This is a genomic window from Sphingobium sufflavum, assembly GCF_021403115.1.
Taxonomy (GTDB): Bacteria; Pseudomonadota; Alphaproteobacteria; order Sphingomonadales; family Sphingomonadaceae; genus Sphingobium; species Sphingobium sufflavum.
This window is the reverse complement of record NZ_JAJSSH010000008.1, coordinates 112,731-129,282: the sequence shown is the minus strand read 5'-3', so window position 1 is coordinate 129,282 and position 16,552 is coordinate 112,731. Positions and strand designations below refer to the sequence as shown.

Annotated in this window: 15 protein-coding genes and 1 pseudogene; 9 read left to right on the top strand and 7 right to left on the bottom strand. The window is 61.2% G+C overall.

Annotation, left to right across the window (positions count from 1 at the left end; translation table 11 throughout):
• Positions 1-200: 200 nt before the first annotated feature.
• The 3 genes and pseudogenes from LWE61_RS12945 to LWE61_RS12930 form a co-directional block, all read right to left on the bottom strand.
• A pseudogene (locus LWE61_RS12945) lies at positions 201-1,726 on the bottom strand (putative bifunctional diguanylate cyclase/phosphodiesterase).
• A gap of 70 nt (positions 1,727-1,796) precedes the next feature.
• Positions 1,797-2,075 carry a hypothetical protein gene (locus LWE61_RS12940; protein ID WP_326490642.1) on the bottom strand — a complete coding sequence of 93 codons (279 nt, stop codon included), beginning with the start codon at positions 2,073-2,075 and terminating at the stop codon, positions 1,797-1,799.
• 114 nt (positions 2,076-2,189) lie between these two features.
• A complete protein-coding gene (locus tag LWE61_RS12930; RefSeq protein ID WP_234150835.1) occupies positions 2,190-2,480 on the bottom strand; it encodes a hypothetical protein in 291 nt (96 codons plus the stop codon).
• Between LWE61_RS12930 and LWE61_RS12925 the strand changes: the two genes are divergently transcribed.
• A complete protein-coding gene (locus LWE61_RS12925; RefSeq protein WP_326490641.1) occupies positions 2,479-2,967 on the top strand; it encodes a hypothetical protein in 489 nt (162 codons plus the stop codon). The genes LWE61_RS12930 and LWE61_RS12925 overlap by 2 nt on opposite strands.
• A gap of 4 nt (positions 2,968-2,971) precedes the next feature.
• Here LWE61_RS12925 and LWE61_RS12920 read toward each other — a convergent pair whose 3' ends face one another.
• The 4 genes from LWE61_RS12920 to LWE61_RS12905 form a co-directional block, all read right to left on the bottom strand.
• Complete coding sequence (locus LWE61_RS12920) at positions 2,972-3,463, bottom strand: methylated-DNA--[protein]-cysteine S-methyltransferase (protein ID WP_234150583.1); 492 nt, start codon at positions 3,461-3,463, stop codon at positions 2,972-2,974.
• A gap of 97 nt (positions 3,464-3,560) precedes the next feature.
• Entirely contained in the window at positions 3,561-3,932 is a 372-nt protein-coding gene (locus LWE61_RS12915; RefSeq protein WP_234150581.1) for a hypothetical protein, read from the bottom strand.
• Positions 3,933-4,069: 137 nt separating this feature from the next.
• Positions 4,070-5,512, bottom strand: a complete 1,443-nt coding sequence (locus tag LWE61_RS12910) for a globin-coupled sensor protein (RefSeq protein WP_234150573.1) — start codon at positions 5,510-5,512, stop codon at positions 4,070-4,072.
• 88 nt (positions 5,513-5,600) lie between these two features.
• Entirely contained in the window at positions 5,601-7,898 is a 2,298-nt protein-coding gene (locus tag LWE61_RS12905) for a CDC48 family AAA ATPase (protein ID WP_234150572.1), read from the bottom strand.
• A 174-nt stretch (positions 7,899-8,072) separates the two neighbouring features.
• Here LWE61_RS12905 and LWE61_RS12900 point away from each other — a divergent pair, with 174 nt between their 5' ends.
• The 8 genes from LWE61_RS12900 (at position 8,073) to LWE61_RS12865 (ending at position 16,530) form a co-directional block, all read left to right on the top strand.
• On the top strand, positions 8,073-8,951 hold the full coding sequence (locus tag LWE61_RS12900) for a LysR substrate-binding domain-containing protein (protein WP_234150570.1): 879 nt from the start codon (positions 8,073-8,075) through the stop codon (positions 8,949-8,951).
• A 145-nt stretch (positions 8,952-9,096) separates the two neighbouring features.
• Positions 9,097-10,944 (top strand): methyl-accepting chemotaxis protein, encoded by a 1,848-nt coding sequence (locus LWE61_RS12895; protein ID WP_234150568.1) that lies wholly within the window; start codon positions 9,097-9,099, stop codon positions 10,942-10,944.
• Positions 10,945-10,980: 36 nt separating this feature from the next.
• Positions 10,981-11,265: an STAS domain-containing protein gene (locus LWE61_RS12890; RefSeq protein ID WP_234150566.1), complete on the top strand. Its 285-nt coding sequence runs from the start codon at positions 10,981-10,983 to the stop codon at positions 11,263-11,265.
• Positions 11,262-13,637 (top strand): chemotaxis protein CheA, encoded by a 2,376-nt coding sequence (locus LWE61_RS12885; RefSeq protein ID WP_234150564.1) that lies wholly within the window; start codon positions 11,262-11,264, stop codon positions 13,635-13,637. Before LWE61_RS12890 ends, LWE61_RS12885 begins: the two co-directional genes overlap by 4 nt.
• The gene (locus tag LWE61_RS12880) at positions 13,634-14,506 is read left to right on the top strand and encodes a CheR family methyltransferase (RefSeq protein WP_234150562.1); all 873 of its coding nucleotides are present in this window, start codon (positions 13,634-13,636) and stop codon (positions 14,504-14,506) included. The genes LWE61_RS12885 and LWE61_RS12880 overlap by 4 nt, the downstream gene beginning before the upstream one ends.
• The gene (locus tag LWE61_RS12875; RefSeq protein ID WP_267961717.1) at positions 14,506-15,579 is read left to right on the top strand and encodes a protein-glutamate methylesterase/protein-glutamine glutaminase; all 1,074 of its coding nucleotides are present in this window, start codon (positions 14,506-14,508) and stop codon (positions 15,577-15,579) included. Before LWE61_RS12880 ends, LWE61_RS12875 begins: the two co-directional genes overlap by 1 nt.
• Before the next feature lie 3 nt (positions 15,580-15,582).
• Positions 15,583-16,134, top strand: coding sequence for a chemotaxis protein CheD (locus tag LWE61_RS12870; protein ID WP_407696233.1), 552 nt, complete (start codon positions 15,583-15,585; stop codon positions 16,132-16,134).
• A gap of 24 nt (positions 16,135-16,158) precedes the next feature.
• Positions 16,159-16,530: a response regulator gene (locus tag LWE61_RS12865; protein ID WP_234150558.1), complete on the top strand. Its 372-nt coding sequence runs from the start codon at positions 16,159-16,161 to the stop codon at positions 16,528-16,530.
• Positions 16,531-16,552 lie beyond the last annotated feature (22 nt).

Sequence of the window (16,552 nt, the reverse complement as noted above, 5' to 3'; positions counted from 1 at the left end):
TGGGCAGGCCAGTAAAGAACTCTTCCCTCATGAGGGGAGCCCTTTGGGTCGCGAGGGAGTCCTAAACCAACTGGTTGAGAACCGCTTCATAAAAGAGACGTGCGAGCAGGGAAAAGCGCGTAAGGTCAATCAATTGCGGATTAATCGCAAGCTTGCCAACTTCGGGATAAGGCCTTGGGTGGCATCAGCACATCGACCGATCAACCGTGACGTTTTGTACCAATCTCCAGCAAAGCTCCCGGTAAATGGGGCTCCGGCTCACGTGCGCGGCGCTGTATGGTGAGGAAAGCTTGTAGTTCGTCCAGCGGCATGGGCATGCCGATATCATAGCCCTGCAGGAGGTCGCAGCAGAGCAATTGCAGGAGCCGCGCCTGCCAATCGCTTTCTACCCCCTCGACCACTACCCGCATGCCAAGACTATGGCCAAAGTCGATGACGGAGCGAATGATCTGGGTCGTCTTGCGCTTATCATTGACGTTGCGCAGGAAGCTCTTGTCCAGCTTCAGCCAGTCCAGCTCGAAATGCTGGAGATAGCTGAGCGAGGAATAGCCGGTTCCGAAATCGTCGAGGAAGACGTTGATGCCGATTTCGCGCAGGCGGCTGATGGCGTTGCGTGCCCATCCATGTCGGAGATCAGGACGCCCTCAGTGACTTCTATCGTCAGCAGTTCGGGGCGCACACGGCCTTGCAACAACTTGTCGAAGACACGGTGCACAAATTCGGGATGGCGGAAATACACCGGGGAGACATTCACCGCCACGGGTAGGTTACCCATCGTCTGGATCGTCTTCAACGCTGCGTCGAGGGTCCAGTCGGTCAGCGGCATGATCTGGCCGCTTTTCTCCGCAATTTCGATGATGGTGCCCGGTGGCACGTCGCGCAGCCGGGCGGACCGGGACCGCAGCAGGGCCTCGACACTGCTCACCTTATTGGATCGTGCATCGACAAGCGGCTGATAGTGCAGGGAGAATTCATCTTCTACCAGCGACCGGCCAAGTTCGATCCTGATCGCGCTTTCCCGAATTTGGCGGCCGTCGAGTATATCGTCAAACACCCGGACATCGCCGCGCGCGTTGCCCTTTACTTCATACATGGCGACGTCCGCCCGGCGAAGCAATTCATACCCGTCGTCCAGTGTAGGGTCGCCGATGGCGATACCGACTGACGCACCCACGGACACGATCTGGCCTTCCACGGCGAAGGGCTCGCTGATCGCCAGAACCAGCCGCTGTCCATAATGGTCTGCGCGCGTGCCTTCCTCCGGAATCAAGATCGCGGCAAACTCGTCACCCCCCAGGCGGGCGAGGATGGCATTTTCCGGCGTCAGTTCTGCTGCGTGCTGTGCCGCCTGACGTAGCAACAAGTCGCCGACTTTGTGACCCAGCGTGTCATTGACCTCCTTGAACCGATCCAGGTCGAAGAACAGGACGATGACCGTGCTGCCCGCCTCGCCCAAGTCGGACAGGGTGTCGAGCGCATAGGTGAAAGCCTCCCGATTCATGAGATCGGTTAGGGGGGCGAGGCGCAGGCGCTGCTGGAAATGCTCTCGCTGGCGTTCGCTGGCTGTGAGGTGCTTGCGTGCCTTTCTGCCACTGACAAGAGCGGCACCGACCGATGCTAAGGTTGCGGTCGTGGCAACCGCTATACCGGCCGAACCCGCAAGAACTACGGGCAGGATGCCTGATTCAGCGGCCGCAAGGAACCCGGCGGGCAGGATGCTGAACATGCTTGCATATGTCTGGATCCATTGTCGCGGTCCAATCGGGGCAGGGTGGTGGAGCGCCGGCGCCGGTCCATCATGGCCGTGTCGCCCTCTGTCGTCCGTCGTCACCGATTTGGCGGAATATCTCGAGGCGCTGTTCGGTCAGTTTGCTTTCGGCCAGCGCCTTTTCATTGTCGAGCGTGTCGATAACCGCGCGTAGCTCAGATGCTGCGCCATGCGGGCGCGCAGGATCGGCAGGCTTATGGGCTTGGTCATATAGTCGTTGGCATCGGCGCTGATGGCGGCGACGATGCACTCTTCCTCGCCTGTAACCAAGGATGGCATTGAGCGGCGTACGCAGTTCATGGCTCATATTGGCGAGGAATTTCGACTTTGCCAGATTCTGCTCATTGGCCTGCTCGCGCGCCTTTTCCAGGTCGCGGCGATGGTCAGCCGGGCGCGCCGGTCAAGGCTGGGCATCCGCCGGTCAAGAGCGAGCAGATCGGCATCGATAGCCGTTTGCGTCATCGCCTTGCCCTTGAAGAAATGCAGGTCGGAGGGGCGTCGGTTCTTCGGTCGAGGCTAGGTAGCCGATCAGGGTTTCCAACGGGCGCGAAGCCGTGGCGGCGATACGGCGCGACAGATAGGAACTGACGGCCAGTGCAAGTGCGGAGGCGCTTATGCCTACAAAACCCGCGATGATGATTGTATTGGCCGCTCCTAGCGAGAGCAGCAAGCCTGCCAGCAGTCCGGTCAGCGTGGTAACGGTCGCGATCATGGCTGCCGCAGCAACGCCCAGCGCCCGCATGACCTTCCGCTTCGATACCAAGGACGGCGCTTTCCAGAATCTGAAGGTCGATGATGACCTGGGTTTTGCGTTCGAGGCCGGTACGGAACTGATGGTTACCAACCGCATGAGCATCTTCCTTGACGGCAAGAAGGCGCTGCTGCGCCCGCGCGCCTGCGGCACCTTTGCCGGGGCCATGCCAATTGTGAGAGAGATGATGGTTCAGGTTCAAACCACAGTCCATCCGCGCCCGCCCCGGTGGGAGTGCAGCGACGACATTGTCGTCATTGACGATTGCGGTCGGGAACTGGCGGGCCGGCTCGGCAATGTGTCGCATGCCGGTTTCATAGCTGAGTGTGAAGAAAAGATCCGCATCGGCGCGGTGGTGCAGGTCGTGCTGCCGAACCGCGGCAAGGTATGTGCGGAGGTGCGCTGGGCGGTCGGCTGGCGCTTTGGCGCCATGATCGTCGAGGAGTGAACTGTTAGAGCAGCCGTGCGTCGCCTTCCAGTGCTAAGAGATATTCCTTGGCCGGGATGCCACCTGCAAAGCCGGTCATAGTCCCATTCGCGCCGACCACCCGATGGCAGGGCGCGACGATGGAAATGGGATTGCGCCCGTTGGCTGCTCCCACCGCGCGACTTGCACTGGGCCTGCCAATCGCTCGCGCAATCTCGCCATAGCTGCGTGTCTCGCCAAACGGGATGGTAAGTAGAGCAGCCCAGACATCCTTTTGAAAATCGGTTCCCCGAAAATCCAGCGGAAGATTGAAAATCCGCCGTTCTCCTGCGAAATATTCGCCCAATTGTCGCGCGACCTCGCTGAGGATCATATGATCCGGTGCGTTAGCGCAGGGGCCAAGTGGCACGCGCTTCGGATCATCATTCTCCCACAGGATCGCGACAAGACCCGTTTCGCTGGCCACGAGCCGGAGTGCGCCGACTGGCGAGGTGAAAATGCTGTTGGCCAGAGTCATGGCTGTCCTTATCGCTGAAGATCAGACGGGATATATAGGAGTGGTGCCCTGTTTTGCTTCCCGTCTCTTGCGATCAAACTCATCAAGGGAGGCGGTGTCAATCCGCCGTTGCCGTGAGCCATGCGATCGCCGCGTCCATGTCGGTGAAGGAGGCATATTGGGTATGCCCGGTCAGCCGGGCGACCTGCATCTTGACCAAGGCACTGTTCACGACGACAGCCGTCCTGTCCTGAAGCTGAATGCTCCCATCGGAGGATGTGTGCCTGTTCAGTCGCTCACTGGCCCATTGGCTTTGCACGGCTGCCTCGCGGGCATCCACCAGATGCAGGAACCGCTTGCCGCGTGTTCGTTCCCGATCGCGTAAGCGGCGCAGTTCCTGAACATAGAGGTCCAACTCTTCAGGGGGCGTCATGCCGCGGGCTACAGTCTGAATGACACCCAAACGCTCGTTGAACGTGGCTTCCAGCACCTGTTTCCCTCTCCATATTTTTTCGGTGCGGTATCCCTGTGGGGCCGCGCCGAAAGCGAATAGGCTGAAGGAGGTGCTATTACTAGTCCCAAGTCAGTGCCTTGACCAAGGGTGGTAAGGTAGAGACAAGTAAATGATCAGGCTGCGCGTGCGAAGCTGCCTTGTCCATGACCCGGACCGGCGTCCACTTGGAACCGGCCGATCGCGGTCGAAAGGCGCTGCGCTTCTTCCGCCATGGTGCGGGCGGCCGCAGTGCTTTCCTCGACCATGGCGGCATTTTGCTGGGTGGTGCGGTTCATGTCGGCGACGGCGCCGTTGATATGCTTGAGATTTTCGCTTTGCGCGACGCTGCTGCCTGAAATCTGCTCTGCCACCGCGCTGCTCTCGCCGACTTGGTTGAGGATGGCGTTGAGGGCCTGGCCTACTTCGCCCACGAGGCGCACGCCATTCTCGACTTCACCCAGACTGCTCTGGATAAGCTTACGGATTTCCTCGGCAGCTTCGGACGAGCGCTGCGCCAGCGACCGCACCTCATTGGCGACAACCGCAAAACCCTTGCCATGCTCGCCCACCCGGGCGGCTTCGACGCCCGCATTCAGCGCCAGCAGATTGGTCTGGAAGGCGATGCCATCGATCAATGTGATGATGTTCCCAATTGCACCGGAGCTTTTCTCAATCTCCGTCATGGCGGCCATGGCGTTGCGGACGACCTCGCCGCCGTCGATGGCCTGGCGATGTGTCTGTGCGATGCTGGCGTTGAGGTTGCCCATCGCCTGCGTCGTGTCGCTGATCATGCTGGTTAGTTCGTTCATCGCGGCAGCGCTTTCTTCCAGGCTTGCGGCCTGCTGTTCCGTGCGTTGGGACAGATCGGTCGAGGCCGAGCGGATTTCTGCGGCGCCGGTGGAGATGGACCTCGCGCCGTCCGTCACGCCGGACAGCGTTGCGCCGAGACCCGAAATGGCCGAATTAAAGTCGTTCTGAAGCTGGTCATATTCCTGCGGCAAGCCGCTGAGACGAACCGTCAGATCGCCGCTGGACATGGCGGAGAGGGCATTGCCGATCTTCTCGATGGCGGCAGTGCGGCGCTCTTCCTCCGCTGCGGTGTAGGTTGCCAGGGCGATGTCCATGTCGAGCAGCGCCAACTTGATGAATTTTCCGGCCCGCCGCGCGGCGCTGCGCCGCGCAGGTGAAAGTGCACCCGCGCCATGGGCCATCATTTTGCTAACGATATGCTCCATGATGCGGGCGTAGCCGCCAATATACCATTCCGGCGCAAGACCGATGGTGGAGTGGACTCGGCCGATACGGTTCGCGCTCTCTACATAGCGGTCGGTGACGCCATCGGCGAACAATCGCACCCAATGGTCTTTTTGCGCGCGGCGTGCCTTGTCCATGCCTTCGCGATTGGGAAAGAAACGCGCGGCGTCCGGCGTACCCTCCACTGTCTTGTAGAAACCGGCCAGCGCGTCGTCTGCATATTTTGCGAGCGACTTGCCGATAGCCCGGTAATCCGAGTCCTGCGCGCCAATGCCGTAGAAATCCAGCCGCTTGGCTACGGCCTGCGATGCGATACCCGTCATTATCATTCTCCCGTTTGAACGGGGAATGCCGCAAAAGGATTAATATGCCATTAGCCATGGGCCATTTCGGCCCATGGCCAAGGGTCGTTCAGGCTTTGCCGCCACCTTTGGGCGTCACCATGCCGGGGGTGATGAAGCCAATGGGATCGGCTGACCGTGCTTTTTGCATGAGGGTGGCTTCCATGGCTTCATATTCGCGCTCGGCTTCCTCTGTGACGGAGGGGCGCGTGTCGGCAAGGGCTTTTTCGAAATGTTCCCCTGTCACCTGGGTTACGCCCAGCGATTCACGTAGGGCGTGTAGGCCCGCCCTACGCACAAGATCCTCCAGATCTGCACCAGTGAAGCGATGCGCCCGGTCGGCGATGTTGTCCAGATCGACATCTTCCGCCAGTGGCATTTTGGCAGTGTGAATGCCGAGGATGCGGCGCCGCCCATCCCGATCCGGCACGCTGACATAGACCAGTTCGTCGAACCGTCCCGGTCGTAACAGGGCAGGGTCGATCAGCGTGGGACGGTTGGTGGCGCCGATTACGACAACCGACTGCAATTCCTCCAGCCCGTCCATCTCCGCTAGAATGGTGTTGACGACTCGTTCGGTCACCTGCGGTTCGCCTAGCCCGCCACCGCGCGCGGGGACGAGGCTGTCCAGTTCGTCGATAAACAGGACCGTTGGGGCGACCTGTCGGGCACGGGCGAACAGTCGCGCAATCTGTTGCTCGCTCTCGCCATACCATTTGGAGAGCAGGTCGCTGGATTTGGTCGCGATGAAATTCGCCTGCGCCTCCCGCGCGACAGCCTTTGCCAGCAGAGTCTTGCCGGTGCCGGGCGGGCCATAGAGCAGGAAGCCCTTCGCCGGACGGATGCCGATGCGGCGGAATGCGTCGGGATCTTTCAGCGGCAGCTCAATGCCTTCCTGCAATCGTAATCGTGCCTGATCCAGGCCGCCGATGTCGCCCCAGCTGACGTTGGGAGTCTGCACCATCACTTCGCGCATGGCGGAAGGCTGGACGCGTTTGATAGCGGACAGGAAATCTTCGCGCGTGACGCTCAGGTCGTCAAGAACTTCTGGAGGAATGGTGCCTTCCTCTAGATTGAGGCGGGGCATGAAACGGCGGACCGTCTCAATCGCCGCTTCCCGTGTCAGTGCGGCGAGATCCGCGCCGACAAAGCCATAAGTCTGCCGCGCCAGTTCGCCCAGATCGACTCCATCTCCGAGAGGCATGCCCCGCGTATGGATGCCGAGTATCTCCCGTCGCCCGCGTTCGTCCGGAACGTCGACGATAATCTCCCGATCGAAGCGACCGGGGCGACGCAGTGCTTCGTCCAGTGCTTCCGGTCGGTTGGTGGCGGCGATGACGACGACGTTAGCGCGGGCTTCCAGACCATCCATGAGGGTCAGGAGTTGCGCGACCAGTCGTTTCTCTGTCTCTCCCTGCACTTGACCACGTTTCGGGGCGATGGAATCGATCTCGTCGATAAAGAGGATGCTGGGCTGGGCCTTCGTCGCTTCCTCGAAAATCTCGCGCAGCCGCTTCTCGCTTTCCCCATAGGCGGACCCCATGATCTCTGGCCCGTTGATGAGGAAGAACTCCGCGTTACTCTCATTGGCGACGGCCCGGGCGAGGCGGGTCTTACCGGTTCCTGGCGGGCCATGCAGCAGCACGCCACGCGGTGGATCGACGCCCAGCCTCTGGAACAGTTCGGGATAGCGCAGGGGAAGCTCGACCATCTCACGCAACTGGTCGATGGTTTCCGACATGCCGCCGACATCATCATAGGTCACGTCGGCGCGGCGGCTTTCGCGGGCTTCCTCATATTCCTCGCGCAGTTCGATCTCTGTCGTGGCGTCAATATGGACGAAACCGCGCGGTGTAGTGGACACCACAATCAGGCGGATTTCCTGAAGAGCATAAGCAGGAGCGTTGAACATCCGGCGCAACTGCGGTGGCATATTGTCGCGATCGACCTGTTGCTGGCCCGCCGTCGCGACGACATCGCCCGCCGCAAGGGGGCGACCGGAGAACACGCGCTTCAAAGCATCGGGATTGCCCTGAAGGCGAAGGTTCTGTTGCGCCGGAGCGAGGACGACACGCTGGGCAGCCTTGGTCTCACCCTTGGTTATTTCAACGAAATCGCCCGATCCGACCCCGGCATTGGCGCGCTGGAGGCCATCGAGGCGGAGCAGGTCCAGTCCTTCGTCCTCACGGTAGGACAGGACCGCGCGCGATGGGGTGGACCGTTTGCCGATGATCTCGACTACGTCTCCCTCCGCCAGTCCTAGTTCCTGCATGACGCCGGCGGGCAGGCGGGCCAGGCCGCTGCCGCTGTCTTCGGGTCTGGCATTAGCGACCTGAATCCGGCGTCCCTTGGTCAGCGTCTCACTCATCGCTGGTGCTCTCCTCGATGTCGTTCAGGTCAGAGATAGGCAATCGTTTCCATAACGCAAATATTGGCCCATGGGTCCGTAACCGCGTGACTCTGCAACAAAGCGGGCGACACTGAGCGGCTTTGGTTATATTTGTGCGGTGCAGCGTACTGGGAATCGGGAAATAGTAAGAGAATGCGCCGCCTGCCACCGCTCACCGCGCTAGAGGCGTTCATACAGGTCGCACGGACAGGGTCCGTAAAGGCGGCCGCGGCGGAGCTTGCGCTGTCTACCCCGGCGCTTAGTCGGCGGGTACAGGCGCTGGAACGTTACCTCGGCCTGACGCTGTTTGAGCGTAAGCATCAGCATATGGAACTGAACCCCGACGGGCAGAAGCTGATGACGGAGATCGCGCCCGTACTGGATGCTCTCGGCATGGCCATCGACACGGTCTTGAAGGGGCGGCGGGAGCTGCGTCTTCGGCTCGGCGTCTTGGCGCTCTTCGCCAGCCAGAGCCTGTTGCCACGGATGGGGGAATTGCGTCGGCTTTATCCCGAATTCCATGTCGATATCGACACCAGCCCGCTCGCCATGTCGCGGTTGGGCGACAGTCTGGATGCGGCAATAATCCTGACGCGCGACGTCGATATGTCCATTTATTTCAATGAACTGGGTCGCGATGACATCTATCTGATCGCGCCGAAGGAGCGAACGAGGGGGGCAGATGCCATCACGTCGCCCGCAGGTCTCGCGAAAGAAACCATTCTGATCCATCGGGACATGCCGATGCTGTTCGAGGACTGGCGACGGGCCATCGGGGAACCGGATCTGGAGCCACGCGCGGTCGAACATTATGATTCGGGCCAGTTGATGCTGGAGGCTGTTGCTCAGGGTTTTGGTGTGGCAGTGATGTTCGGGCGTCATTTCGAATCCGCTCACGATCCCCGTCTGGCCCGGCTTTTCGAGTATCAGGTGGAAAGCCCGTACCGCTATTATTTCGTGTGTCGCCATCGCGCACTGGAAAACAAGGCTGTTCGCATTTTTCACGATTGGCTGTTTTCCGCCGAAATCTGACCAGAAACACGGTTTCTTATTATCCCTGATCCCGCGTTAACCCCTTTTTTCCACCTTCTGTCGCAGGAAGGGGTGAGGGTTATGGGAGTGTGCCTGAAAGCGGTCGTGAGCATCGCGCCAAGGCCTTGTTGACGCGAGGGATCAAGTGAACATCAAGAAGCAAACGCAACTCGGTGCAGGGATACTCGTCGGCACGCTGGCCGTGGCGATGCTCGTTTCCGGCTATGGCATCAACCAGATCCGGGTTGGCGGTGTGGCCGACACCCAGAACAAACTGATGGACGACCTGAGGAATGACATCGCCACGCCGGCACTTTACGTCGTGGAGCCGTGGCTGAAGGTCAATCTCATCATGCAGCGCGACGGTTCGGAAGCCGAGCATGTCCAGTCGCTGAAGCAGATGGAAGCCGCTTTCAAGAAGAGCGATGCCTATTTCGAGCAGCAGGGCCTGTCGCCGGAAACGCGCAAGAACCTGGACGCGACCGCTGCGTCGGCGAAACAGTTCTGGACCGTGATCGACGGTCAGTTCCTTCCATCACTGGCCCGCAAGGATTTCGCCGGGCAGATGGACTCCTACGGAGCCTTATCGCAGGCTTATCACAATCAGAAAACCGCCGTAACGGCGCTTACCGCCAGTGCGACCAAGGATGCCGAGGCTGCCCAGTCCGCCACCACGACCGTATTGGCGACCACGCTGGTCATTCTCGGCATTGTCATGGCCAGTCTGGCTGGCCTGATGATTGCAGCCGTCCGCATGTTGAACAGCCGCGTCGTCAAGCCGCTCTCCAATTCGGCGGAGCTTATGAACCGCATGGCCAACGGTGACTATAACGTCGCCATCATCGGTCAGGATCGGGCCGACGAAATTGGTGATATGGCCAAGGCAATGGGCGTTTTCCGTGCGGCCGGTCTGGAAAAGAACGAGTCGCAGGATCGCCAGGAGCATGTTGTGCGCGCGCTAGGCACCGGCCTTGAGGCGGTAGCGGCGGGTGACATGACCTATCAGATCAATGAACCGTTCGCCGGGCAATATGACGGCCTGCGACTGACCTTCAACAGCACGGTTGCCGGTCTGGAGCGCAGCCTGAGCCAGGTAGCCGGTTCGGCTCAGAGTGTTCACGCGGGTTCCACGGAAATCCGCGCGGCGTCTGAGGATCTCTCCCGCCGGACGGAGCAGCAGGCCGCCTCCTTGGAGGAAACCACCGCTGCGATGGATCAGGTGACGGGCATGGTCGGCGATACCGCACGCGGTGCGGCTGAAGTGCGCGGTTCGATCAACGCGGCTCATAAGGACGCGACCGAAGGTGGCCAGGTGGTCAGCGAGGCGGTTTCAGCCATGGATGCCATCGAGAAGTCCAGCCAGGAAATTGGCCAGATCATCAGCGTGATCGACGGCATCGCCTTCCAGACCAACCTTCTCGCCTTGAACGCAGGTGTCGAAGCGGCGCGAGCAGGCGATGCGGGCAAGGGTTTCGCGGTTGTCGCCAACGAGGTCCGGGCGCTGGCCCAGCGGTCCGCCGACGCAGCCAAGGACATTAAGGCGCTGATCACTACCAGTTCCGTCCAGGTGTCGCATGGCGTTAACCTCGTCAGCGAGACGGGCAAGATGCTGGATCGCATCGTGACCAAGATTTCGGAAGTGAACGCCCTGATCGCCGACATTGCGAATAGCACAGAGACACAGGCCACGAACCTCAAGCAGGTCAATGGCGCCGTTACCGACATGGACAAGATGACGCAGCAGAATGCGGCAATGGTCGAGCAGAGCACGGCCGCTGCGCGCAGTCTGGCGGCCGAGGCCGACGAACTGGCCGCTCTCGTCTCGCGCTTTCAGTTGCGGAGCGCCCGCGCAGCGGCCCGCGCCGCCACGCCCAGCGCACCGCAGCACAAACCGCAGCATATACCAGCACCGGCTCCTGCCGCGCGCCGTCCGCAGACCAGCGGCAATCTCGCGCTCAGCATGGATACGGACGAAGACTGGAACGAGTTCTGATCCGTCGGAACTTTGGGGACATAGGAAGACATACCGATGATATCGCTCTCTGCAGACCTCGACCGCACCAACGTCGCCAGCCTGGCCCATGAAGGGGCCGAGGTTCTGGCCTCCGGTGTCGGTGCGCTGACCTTTGACGGGTCGGCCGTGACGCGGGTTCGCCTCTGCGCCGTGCAGATGCTGGCCAGCGCGGCGCGATCCGCAGCGACGGCCGGGGTGGCCTTCTCCGTCGAGCAACCGACCGCTGAACTGGTCGCCGCTGTTCGCCTGTGTGGCCTCTCCGACCTCATCCTTCCGTCGGCCGGGAGTGCTGTGCAATGACCAACGACGATATCCTCAACATCTTCTTCCTCGAATGCGAAGAAGCTTTGGCTGCCGCTGAGACCGGCCTGATGGACTGCCGCGAAGGCAGCGCATCGGCGGAAACGGTCAACAGCATCTTCCGCTCGGTCCACTCGATCAAGGGCGGGGCGGGAGCCTTCGGCTTCACCGCTCTCCAGGCGTTCACGCACAAGTTCGAGACGGTGCTGTCCTTTGTTCGTGAAGGACAGTTGCCACTCGGCGAGGCGCTGAATGGCTTGATGTTACGCGCATTCGACTTGCTGACCGATCATGTCAGTGCGGCGCGAGGTGAGGCGGATACGCCGGACGATACGGCTGTCAGTGCCGATCTGGAAGCGATGGCCGCTCGGGCGGAAGCGGGTGAAGGGGCTGAGGAAGAAGCGCCGGTAGCCGAGGAGATCCCCGCGCCCGTCGAGGATATCCTGCTCGACTTCGATCTGGACAGCCTGCTGGGCGACATTGGCGGGGAAGAATCGTCAGCGGCTGAAGCGGCACCCGAAATGGGGCCGGAACTGGACATCGACGCGTTGTTCGATGCGGAAATGGCGGCTGCCGAAGCCAGCCTTGCACCGGAATCTGACGCTGCACCGGCCGACAATGACAGCGCAGACTGGACCGTGCTGGTTCGTCCCCGTGCTGGTGCGATGGCTAATGGCGGTGATCCGCTGCTGTTGCTGCGCGAACTGGAGGCACTCGGCGGCAAATGCACCGCAGTCCATCATAATCATGTGCCCGAACTGGCCGATTTCGATGCGGCCAATGCCTATCTCGGTTTTGTTTTCCAGGTTCCCGCATCGGTTGACGAGGATGCAATCCGCGACATCTTCGATTTTGTCGGCGATGATTGTGGACTTGAGGTCATTCGCGGTGATGCGGGTGACGGCTTTGCGAAGATGATGGCGCCAGAGCCGGAAAAGCTCGTCCGCGAGGAACGGCCTATCGTGGCACCTGTCGCTGCGCCTGTGACGATCGCCGCGCCAGCCGCCGCTCCGGTAAAGGTCGCTGCGCCGGTTGCCGCACCTACGCCGGTCGCAGTTGTTGCCAAGGCTGCTCCCGCTGCACCGACGCCGGCAACTCCTGTCGCCGCTGCGCCGTCTCCTGCGGCAAAGCCTGCTGTGACGCCGGAAAATGCAGCTGCCGATGCCGCTCGCAAGGCGACTGTCGCTTCGGGTCAGACCATTCGCGTCGACCTCGCCAAGCTGGATCGTCTGATCGACACGGTCGGCGAATTGGTAATCGCGCAAGCGATGATGGCGCAGAGCCTTTCCGAGCATGGTCTCGGCCAGATCGACGAAATCGGTATGCTCGACCAGCTGACCCGCGAGTTGCAGGATAGCGCCATGTCGATCCGCGCACAGCCGATCGGTTCGGTGTTCAGCCGCGTGCCGCGTATCGTGCGCGAACTGGAGACGGAGACGGGCAAGCGCGTTCGTCTGGAAGTGTCCGGTGAGCAGACCGAGCTGGACAAGACGGTCGTGGAACGCCTGGGCGAGCCGCTGACCCATCTCATCCGCAACGCCATCGATCATGGCCTCGAAAGCACCGAAACGCGCATCGCCAACGGCAAGTCGCCGGAGGGCGTCGTCAAGCTCTCGGCGGAGCATCGTTCCGGCAAGATACTCATCTCCATCGCAGACGATGGTGCCGGTATTAATCGGGAGCGCGTATTCTCCAAGGCTGTCGAAAAGGGGCTGATTGCGCCCGACGCACAACTCACTGACGAGGAAATCGACAATCTGATTTTCGCTCCCGGTTTTTCGACTGCTGCCGTCGTCTCCAACATCTCCGGCCGCGGCGTCGGCATGGATGTGGTGCGGCAGAATGTGAAAGATCTGGGCGGTCGTATCACCATCCAGTCGAACCCGGGCCGGGGTAGCGTCTTTACGCTGGCGCTGCCGCTGACGCTGGCGATCTCGGATGGCATGATCGTCCAGGTTGGCGACCAGACTCTGGTGGTTCCGCTTACCCATGTGGTGGAGAGCCTGCGCCCTTCGACCAGCGACCTGCGCTCGATGGGCAATGGCCGCAACATGCTTGACGTGCGCGGCACCTTCCTGCCCATCATCGAACTGGCCAAGCCGATTGGTGCGCAGGGTGCTGCGCTGCGGCCGGAGGAAGCCGTGCTGATCGTCGTCGAAACGGAAGATGCGGGTTCGGCTATCCTGATGGTCGACGCAATCCTCGACCAGCGCCAGTTTGTCATCAAGAGCCTTGAGACCAACTATCGCCCGGTTCCCTGCGTCGCGGGTGCGACCATCCTTGGCGACGGCAAGGTCGCGCTGATCCTTGATGTCGACACGCTCGTCGGTTCGGCCGTGTCCTACAATGGCGGCGTGAGGCTGGCGGCATGAAGCACGAGGCCTTCGACCAGTTCGTACCGTTTCCCGGTATCAGCGAGCATATCTACTCGGCTCGTGATTTCGCGGCGGTGCGGGAACTGGTCTATGAGGTGTCGGCCAATGTGCTGCCGCCGAACAAGTCGACGCTGGTCTATTCCCGGCTCGCTCCCCTTGTCCGTAACAGTGGTCTGGGCACTTTCAGTGCCTATATCGGCAAGCTCAAGGCTGACCCCGCCGAGCGGCACAAGGCGGTCTGCGCGCTGACCACCAACCATACGGCCTTCTTTCGCGAAGACCATCATTTCGACCATTTCCTGGAAACCACGCGTCCGGACCTGCTCCGCAAGCTGGCAGCCAAGCAATCGGTGCGGCTGTGGTCGGCAGGATCGTCCAGCGGGGAGGAGGTATTCTCCCTGTGCATGACTCTGCTGGGTCCGGACAAGCTGGAGGCGCGGCGCTTGCTGACCTCCGATCTGGCCGTGTTGGCCAGCGATCTGGCCGACCATGTGCTCGTGAAGGCGCGCAAGGCGGTTTATGATGCCGACGCGCTGGCGCCCGTACCTCCCAATCTCCGGGCGTTGTGGGTGAAGGAAGACGGCAAGGGGGGAGGGACCATTGCCGATCCGATCCGGGAGCTTGTCCGCTTCCGATCGCTCAACCTGATGGGGCCATGGCCGATGAAAAAGCCATTTGACGCCATCTTCTGCCGTAACGTCATGATCTATTTCGATCAGCAGACGAAGGATGATCTGGTGGCGCGCTTTGCGGACCAGCTGATCCCCGGTGGCTACCTGTACATCGGACATAGTGAGAGGGTTTCGGGGCCTGCTGCGGCGCGTCTCGAACTTGTTGGCAAGACGATCTACCGAAAGATACGATAATGGCAATCAGGGTTCTTATCGTCGACGACAGCCCAACCATGCGGGCGCTTCTGCGCCTCATGCTGGAGCGGGAGAGCGACCTCGAAATCGTGGGGGCTGCCGCCAATGCGGTAGAAGCGAGGGGCATGATCCGGGAGCTTAATCCCGACGTGGTGACGCTCGACATCGAAATGCCGGGCATGAACGGTCTCGAATTCCTCGAGAAGATCATGCGCCTGCGCCCGATGCCGGTCATCATCGTGTCCAGTCTGACGCGCGAGGGCACGTCGACGACGGTGCGCGCGCTCGAACTGGGGGCGATCAACTGCTATGCTAAGCCGACCGGTGTGGCGACTGATCTCGTCACCGCCGACGGTGGCCGCCTTGCCAATCTGATCCGAGAGGCGGCGCAGGTGAAGGTGAGTGGGCATGCGTCGGTGGCGACTGCCGCGGCACCCGCCAAGTCGCAAACGGCACATGTGCAGGCCAGTATGGTGCTTACCTCCGCGCGGAGCAGCGGCGGCGATGCGATCATCGCCATCGGCGCTTCGACAGGCGGCGTAGAGGCGCTCAGCAATTTGCTGCGTCGCTTCCCGGAGGATTGCCCGCCGACCGTCATCGTGCAGCACATCAATGGCCAGTTCGCGCCTGCCATGGCGGCGCGACTCGACAGCCTGTGCGCACCCAAAGTCGTACTTGCCGACTCCGATATCGCGATCAAGCGCGGCCATATCTATATCGCTCCGGGCAACGACCGGCACTTTACCGTGCGTGGCGCTCCGGGCCGCCTCTATTGCAAGATGCGTCCTGGCGATCTCGTTTCCGGCCATCGCCCCAGCATCGACGCGATGTTCCTGTCCGCCGCCGAGGCGATGCAGGGACAGGCGGTAGGCATCCTGCTGACCGGTATGGGACAGGATGGTGCGAAGGGTCTGCTTGCCATGCGCAATTCCGGTTGCCGGACCATTGCGCAGGATCAGGCCAGTTGCGTCGTCTATGGCATGCCCCGCGCTGCGGTGGAGCTGGGGGCGGCGGACTATGTCGTCAATCTCTCCAAAATCGCCGACAAGGCGCTTGAGCTGGTGGCGGCCTGATCGATGTATATGGACCCCAAACTCCAGGCGGCGCCGCAAAGGTCGCGTGTGACGGTCATGCAGGGCATGGTTGAGACCACGGACCAGTCGGACGTCGTTCTGACGACCGTATTGGGCAGCTGCATCGCGGCCTGCCTGTTCGATCCCATCGCTCGCGTGGGCGGCATGAATCACTTTCTGCTGGCTGAGCCAAACTCGTCGCAGACCAATGCCGACACCCATTATGGCATCTATCTGATGGAGCTTCTCATCAACGAGATGCTCAAGCAGGGCGCGGCCAAGTCGCGCATGAAGGCCCATATTTACGGGGGTGGCAACATCCATAAAAATATGCAGCCGATCGGACAAAGAAATTCCGAACTAGCTGAACGATTTCTCAACACTGAGAATATTATCATCACCCACAGAGACGTTGGCGGTTCAAACGCCCGGCGGGTGGATTTTCTGGCGGCGTTGGGCAAGGCCCGGTGCCGGCATGTCGATGGTGCGGCGGCTCCGGCTGCCAAACCGACGCCCATACCGGTCAAGGCCGTGGGCGATGTGGAATTCTTTTAAATAAGGGCGGGTCGAGGACGGACCATGGAAAAAACGACGAAAATCCTGACGGTCGATGACAGTCGCTCCATGCGGGCGCTGTTGCGGGTCGCACTCCTGGAGCGCGGCTATGATGTGGCGGAGGCAGAGGACGGTGTCGAGGCGCTTGAATGGCTCGAAACCAACAGTGCCGATGTCATCATCACGGACATCAACATGCCGCGCCTGGACGGCTTTGGCCTCATCGAAAAGGTGCGGTCAAGTTCCCGGCACATCGATCGTCCGATCCTGGTCCTGACCACGGAAAGCTCGGACGAAAAGAAGAAACGCGCGCGGGATGCGGGTGCGACAGGCTGGATCGTTAAGCCGTTCGACCCGGAAAAGCTGGCCGCTGCGGTGCGTCGCGTCGCCCATTGAGGCCGCGCACCATCGTTATCGG

Coding starts and splice junctions, on each gene's coding strand:
- LWE61_RS12920 (WP_234150583.1), bottom strand. CDS start 3,463: ATGACTCTGGCCAACAGCATTTTCACCTCGCCAGTCGGCGCACTCCGG.
- LWE61_RS12870 (WP_407696233.1), top strand. CDS start 15,583: ATGTATATGGACCCCAAACTCCAGGCGGCGCCGCAAAGGTCGCGTGTG.
- LWE61_RS12930 (WP_234150835.1), bottom strand. CDS start 2,480: ATGATCGCGACCGTTACCACGCTGACCGGACTGCTGGCAGGCTTGCTG.
- LWE61_RS12925 (WP_326490641.1), top strand. CDS start 2,479: ATGGCTGCCGCAGCAACGCCCAGCGCCCGCATGACCTTCCGCTTCGAT.
- LWE61_RS12875 (WP_267961717.1), top strand. CDS start 14,506: ATGGCAATCAGGGTTCTTATCGTCGACGACAGCCCAACCATGCGGGCG.
- LWE61_RS12905 (WP_234150572.1), bottom strand. CDS start 7,898: ATGAGTGAGACGCTGACCAAGGGACGCCGGATTCAGGTCGCTAATGCC.
- LWE61_RS12880 (WP_234150562.1), top strand. CDS start 13,634: ATGAAGCACGAGGCCTTCGACCAGTTCGTACCGTTTCCCGGTATCAGC.
- LWE61_RS12865 (WP_234150558.1), top strand. CDS start 16,159: ATGGAAAAAACGACGAAAATCCTGACGGTCGATGACAGTCGCTCCATG.
- LWE61_RS12890 (WP_234150566.1), top strand. CDS start 10,981: ATGATATCGCTCTCTGCAGACCTCGACCGCACCAACGTCGCCAGCCTG.
- LWE61_RS12940 (WP_326490642.1), bottom strand. CDS start 2,075: ATGAGCCATGAACTGCGTACGCCGCTCAATGCCATCCTTGGTTACAGG.
- LWE61_RS12910 (WP_234150573.1), bottom strand. CDS start 5,512: ATGACGGGTATCGCATCGCAGGCCGTAGCCAAGCGGCTGGATTTCTAC.
- LWE61_RS12900 (WP_234150570.1), top strand. CDS start 8,073: ATGCGCCGCCTGCCACCGCTCACCGCGCTAGAGGCGTTCATACAGGTC.
- LWE61_RS12885 (WP_234150564.1), top strand. CDS start 11,262: ATGACCAACGACGATATCCTCAACATCTTCTTCCTCGAATGCGAAGAA.